This window comes from Mesorhizobium sp. M5C.F.Ca.IN.020.32.2.1 (genome assembly GCF_004023105.1).
GTDB classification, from domain to species: domain Bacteria; phylum Pseudomonadota; class Alphaproteobacteria; order Rhizobiales; family Rhizobiaceae; genus Mesorhizobium; species Mesorhizobium wenxiniae.
Genome location: NZ_RZSX01000393.1, coordinates 1 through 5602 on the forward strand (window position 1 = coordinate 1; position 5602 = coordinate 5602).

The 5602-nt window shown below is 63.2% G+C and carries 4 protein-coding genes and 1 pseudogene; 1 reads left to right on the forward strand and 4 read right to left on the reverse strand.

What is annotated here, in order from left to right; genetic code table 11:
- The 4 genes and pseudogenes from EOA86_RS19660 to zwf form a co-directional block, all read right to left on the reverse strand.
- Positions 1–441: pseudogene (locus EOA86_RS19660) on the reverse strand (divalent metal cation transporter); the annotation flags it as partial.
- 468 nt (positions 442–909) lie between these two features.
- The gene (gene edd / locus EOA86_RS19665; RefSeq protein ID WP_128343169.1) at positions 910–2754 is read right to left on the reverse strand and encodes a phosphogluconate dehydratase; all 1845 of its coding nucleotides are present in this window, start codon (positions 2752–2754) and stop codon (positions 910–912) included.
- A gap of 73 nt (positions 2755–2827) precedes the next feature.
- Positions 2828–3544 (reverse strand): 6-phosphogluconolactonase, encoded by a 717-nt coding sequence (gene pgl, locus EOA86_RS19670; RefSeq protein WP_128343171.1) that lies wholly within the window; start codon positions 3542–3544, stop codon positions 2828–2830.
- On the reverse strand, positions 3526–4995 hold the full coding sequence (gene zwf / locus EOA86_RS19675; RefSeq protein ID WP_128343173.1) for a glucose-6-phosphate dehydrogenase: 1470 nt from the start codon (positions 4993–4995) through the stop codon (positions 3526–3528). The genes pgl and zwf overlap by 19 nt, the downstream gene beginning before the upstream one ends.
- Before the next feature lie 304 nt (positions 4996–5299).
- Between zwf and EOA86_RS19680 the strand changes: the two genes are divergently transcribed.
- On the forward strand, positions 5300–5602 hold a 303-nt coding region (locus EOA86_RS19680; protein WP_128343174.1), incomplete at its 3' end, for an SDR family NAD(P)-dependent oxidoreductase.

The window sequence follows — 5602 nt, forward strand, 5'->3', positions numbered from 1 at the left end:
CGGAACGGCGACGATGCCGGTGATCACCGCCGTCCAGACAAGCGCCTTTATCGGATTTATCGGCGTGAAGTTGAACCGCCCCGATCACGGTCGCGAGCATGATTGTTCCGTTGAAGGCTTTTGCTTTCATGGGCTTTCGCGTCAGCCCGGTGGGCCAGCGTAGCGCTTCGCCGATCGCGTAAGCTGCCGAGCCGGCCAGAACAGGCACTGCAAGGAGGTCCGTGCCGACGATGCCCAGGGCGAAGAGCGTCGAAGCAAGGGGGCCGGCAAGAGGGCGCAGCGCTTCTGCCGCTGTGCCGAGGTTTCTATCTCGGTGATGCCGCCCGGGTGCAGCGTGGACGCCGCGGTCAGAATAATCGCCAAGCCGACGATATTCGAGGCTGCCATCCCGGCCATCGTGTCGAAGCTTATACGTTCAAGAGCAGCCGGGCCTTGGGCGGGCTAATAATCGGGATGTTAGCATTATGAACCTTTATCCTGTGTTCTCCTATCCGGATGACAACCAGTGTCCGCAAAAGGGGTCGACTCCGGCCGGTGGCTGAAGGTCAGCTAACGAGGCGCGCTGCGAAGGACCGGTAGTGGCGCGACCACGACCTCCAGCGTGGTCCCCGGCAAGGTCTGCTTTCAGGAAGCGGCAAAGCTGATCTCAGCGTCCGACATGCGGCGCTAAGCGGCCCTTCGCGGTGGGTCATGGGCGTAAATTCGGCCGGGGGCGAACGAGCTTCCGCTTGGGTTCGGACTTTTGCCGTTTCTGGAAGACGCAGAAGCGCTCGAGTCCCGCTGCATCGGCTACGAATGACCGGTCACGAGATAGGCCAATAATGACTTAGAGGTAACAGAGTGGCCAAAAAGGCAAAAATTGCGTGGCAATCGACAGTCGGCGTCAGACGGCCACGAGCCGCCCTTTTTTCACTGCAGCGCCAACTCCGCCACGTTGTTTCCGAATGCGCTGGCGCCGTGGTCGGCGCGGCCGACCATTTGCCGGAACCCAGCGAAAAGCTCGCGGCCGAAGCCGAATTCATTGGCGATAAGATCGCTGTCCGCCGCCCGTCGCAGCGCGAAATCGCCGGCCGGCACCAGCACTTCCAGCGTTCCGGCCTCCGCATCGAGCCTGATGATGTCGCCGTCACGGATCCTGGCGATCGGCCCGTCCTCGACCGCCTCCGGCGTCACATGGATCGCCGCCGGCACCTTGCCGCTCGCGCCCGACATGCGTCCGTCGGTGACCAGCGCCACATGCTGGCCACGATCCTGCAGGACGCCGAGCACGGTGGTCAGTTTGTGCAGCTCCGGCATGCCGTTGGCTTTCGGCCCCTGGAAGCGGATGACGGCAATGAAATCGCCGGTCAGCGAGCCGGCCTTGAATGCTTCGTTGAGCCCTTGCTGGCTGTCGAACACCTTGGCCGGCGCCTCGATGATGCGCCGCTCCGGTTTCACCGCCGATGTCTTGATGACGGCATGGCCGAGATTGCCTGAAAGCATTTTCAATCCGCCGGTCGGCTGGAACGCCTTCCTGAACGGCGCCAGCACCTTCTCGTCGCCGCTTTCGCGCGGCGAGGCCTCTCGCATCACGCCGCCATCGGCGCCGAGCTTGGCCTCGACCGCATAGGGCCTCAAGCCGTCGCCCCAAACCGTCTGGACATCCTCGTGCAGGATGCCTTCGTCGAGCAGTTCGCGGATCAGGAAGCCGAGCCCGCCGGCCGCATGGAAATGGTTCACGTCGGCAAGGCCGTTCGGATAGACCCGCGCCAGCAGCGGTACGGCTTCCGAAAGGTCCGAAATATCCTGCCAGGTAATGGCGATGCCGGCCGCGGCCGCCATGGCGATCAGATGGATGGTGTGATTGGTCGATCCGCCGGTGGCGTGCAGGCCGACGATGCCGTTGACGATCGAGCGCTCGTCGATCATCCGGCCGACCGGCGTGTAGGCGTTGCCCAGCGCGGTGATCGCCAGCGCCCGCTTCGTCGCCTCGCGGGTCAACGCGTTGCGCAACGGCGTGCCGGGGTTGACGAAGGAGGCGCCTGGCGTGTGCAGGCCCATGATCTCCATCAGCATCTGGTTGGAGTTCGCCGTGCCGTAGAAGGTGCAGGTTCCCGGCCCGTGATAGGATTTGGACTCGGCCTCGAGCAGTTCGGCCCTTCCAGCCTTACCTTCGGCATAGAGCTGGCGGACCTTGGCCTTCTCGTCGTTGGGCAGGCCCGTCGTCATCGGCCCGGCCGGGATGAACACCGCCGGCAGATGGCCAAAGGTCAGCGCCGCGATCACCAGCCCCGGCACGATCTTGTCGCAAACGCCGAGATACACGGCGGCGTCGAACATGTTGTGCGACAGGCCGATCGCCGCGGCCATGGCGATCACGTCGCGCGAAAACAACGACAGCTCCATGCCGGGCTGACCCTGCGTGACGCCGTCGCACATCGCCGGCACGCCGCCGGCGACCTGGGCAATGCCGCCGGCCTCACGCGCCGCGTCCTTGATCAGCGCCGGATATGTCTCGAAAGGCTGATGCGCTGACAGCATGTCGTTATAGGAGGTGATGATGCCGAGGTTCGGCACCCGGTCGCCGCCAAGGGCCACCTTTTCCGAAGGGCTGCAGACGGCAAAGCCATGGGCGAGGTTGCCGCAGGACAGCACGGCCCGGTTGGCGGTGCGGTGCGATGCTTCGGCGATACGGCCGAGATAGGCCTCGCGCCCTGGTCTGGAGCGGTGGCGGATGCGCTCGGTGATGGCTTCGATGTCGCGTCTCGCGGTCATGGTGTCGGTCCTTTCAGGCGAGGTCCCGCAGACACCGTCCGGCTGTCTGCCGGGACCCCTCGGCAAGTTGAAATCAGGGTGCCCAGAAAACCTCTACGGGCCTCTCGGCTGCGTCGAGCACGGCACGAATGGGTTTTCGCGTTTCCGATCCAATCGCGCTCTCGAATGCGTTGCGCTTGTCTTCGCCTTCGATGTGCAGTGCGACGAAGCCGGCCCTGACGATCCGCGCCAGCGACAGCGTCAGGCGCGGTTCGCCGGCGCTTGCCGCGTGGACCGGGAACACGGCCCTTTCCGAGGACGGGTCGAGCAACTTTTCCAGATTGTCGGCGTCCGGAAAGAACGATGCGGTATGGCCATCGGTTCCCATGCCAAGCACGACCACATCGAGCGGCCATGGCAGCGACCGCAACATCCTGCTGTCGGCCTCACACGTATCCTCGATGCTTGCTGCCTCGTGGTAGAGCGGCACGAAACGTGCGGCCGCGGCCGCGTTTTGCAAAAGATTGGCGGCGACCAGCCCGGCGTTGGAGCGCGGAGACGAGGCCGGCACACAACGCTCGTCGACCAGCGTCACAGTGATTTTGTTCCAGGCGATCGGGATATTCGAAAGCGATGCGAAAAATTTCGCCGGCGTCGTGCCGCCGGAAACGGCGAGCAGTGCCGTGCCGCGCTCTGCGATTGCATTGGTAAGGCGGCCTGCGACGTGGCCGGCAAGTGCTGCCGCCAGGTCCTGGCGTTCGGCAAACGCGTGCCAGCTGTAGGCGGCGCCGTTCAATTGCTCTCGTGCCATGTCCGCCCGTCGCGTTCGATCAGCGCAATCGAGGCCGAGGGACCCCATGTGCCGGCCGTATAGCCCTGCGCCTCTTGCCTGGCGCTTTCCCATGCGTCCTGGATCGGGTCGATCCACTTCCACGCCGCCTCGACCTCGTCGCGGCGCATGAACAGCGTCTGGTTGCCACGGATGACGTCCATGATCAGCCGTTCATAGGCATCGGGGGCGCGGCCGTCGAAGGATTGCGCAAAACTCATGTCGAGCGGAATCTGGCGCAGCCGCATGCCGCCAGGCCCCGGATCCTTGATCATGATGAACTGCTTGACGCCTTCGTCGGGCTGCAGCCGGATGACCAGCTGGTTGGCGGAGATCGGCCCGGCGCTTTCGCCGAAGATCGAATGCGGAATTGGCCTGAATTCGATGACGATCTCCGAGACGCGGGTCGCCAGCCGCTTGCCCGTCCTGAGGTAGAACGGCACGCCCGCCCAGCGCCAGTTGCCGATTTCGGCCTTTAGCGCAACGAATGTCTCGGTGTTGCTGTTCCTGCCGAGCTCCTCGACATAACCTTTCACCGGCCCGCCGGCCGAGGCCCCGGCACGGTATTGGCCGCGTACCGTGTGCTTGGGGGCTTCGTTGCCGTTGATGCGTTTCAGCGCGCGCAACACCTTCAGCTTTTCGTCGCGCACGGCATCCGCATCCATCGACGACGGCGCCTCCATGGCGACGAGGCAGAGGAGCTGCAGCATGTGGTTCTGCACCATGTCGCGCAGCGCGCCGGCCTTGTCGTAGTAGGTGACGCGATCTTCGAGGCCGACGGTCTCGGCCACGGTGATCTGCACATGATCGACATTGGCGGAATTCCACAGCGGCTCGTAAAGCGCGTTGGCAAACCGCAACGCCATCAGGTTCTGCACCGTCTCCTTGCCGAGATAGTGGTCGATGCGGAAAATCTGGCTTTCATGAAAATCATCGCCGACCAGATCGTTGAGCTCGCGCGCCGAGGCGAGATCGCGCCCGATCGGCTTCTCCAGCACGATGCGCGAGTTCGGCGTGATCAAACCGTTCTCTTTCAGCTTGTGCGAGATGTCGCCGAACAGCGCCGGCGCCACCGCCAGATAGAAAGCGCGGATGCATTCGCTGTCGCCGATCGCCGTCTTCAATTTGTCGAAGCCCGCGCCATTGGTAGCGTCTGCCGAGACATAGGAAAGGCGGGCAAGAAACGTCTTCAGCTCCGTGGCATCGATATCGGCCGGTTTCACATGGTCGGAAATCGCCTGCCTGGCGAAAGCCTGGAATTCCTCATCGGTCATTTTCGAGCGCGACGTGCCGATGATGCGCGTCGGTTCGGAAAATTGATGGCCGCGCTGGCGATGATAGAGCGACGGCAAAAGCTTGCGTTCCGACAGATCGCCGGTGCCGCCGAAAATGATGAAGTCGAAAGGCTCGACGGGAATGATCTGGCTGGTCATGGTCTGTCCGCTTTAACGCCGGTCGCTGTGACGCGGTCGATATAATCTAATCGATTTAGATTTTCCAGTGCCATGGCGTCACACCCAAGGCCAATCGGGTTTTTCCGATTGGTCCTGAGGTGTGCCCCTTGACACTGGCGCAACCCGGCGGCTTGTCGGCAACGTGTTCCGGGAGGCCTTCGCAGTTGCAGCATAGAGCGGGATCGAGGCGAAAGCCAAAGGAGAAATCGAGGGTATATTGATCTTTCGGCAGCCATTGCCGGCGGCTGCCCGAGCGTCGTCTTCAATCATGAGTGAGAAAGCCATGCGCCTGGAAAACAAAGTTGCCATCATTACCGGTGCCGCGTCAGGTTTCGGCGAGGGAATCGCCAAACGCTTTGCCGAGGAGGGCGCCAAGGTCGTTGTCGCCGACCTCAACGCCAAGGGCGCCAAACGCGTCGCCAACGAGATCGGCCGGGCGGCGATCTGGACCCAGACGGACGTCTCGTTGCGTTCCGAGTTCGACGAGATGGTCGATGCCGCCAGGAGTGCCTTCGGCCGCATCGATATCATGGTCAACAATGCCGGCTACACCCATCGCAATGGCGATATGCTCGAGGTCGACGAG

Coding starts and splice junctions, on each gene's coding strand:
- edd (WP_128343169.1), bottom strand. CDS start 2,754: ATGACCGCGAGACGCGACATCGAAGCCATCACCGAGCGCATCCGCCAC.
- pgl (WP_128343171.1), bottom strand. CDS start 3,544: ATGGCACGAGAGCAATTGAACGGCGCCGCCTACAGCTGGCACGCGTTT.
- zwf (WP_128343173.1), bottom strand. CDS start 4,995: ATGACCAGCCAGATCATTCCCGTCGAGCCTTTCGACTTCATCATTTTC.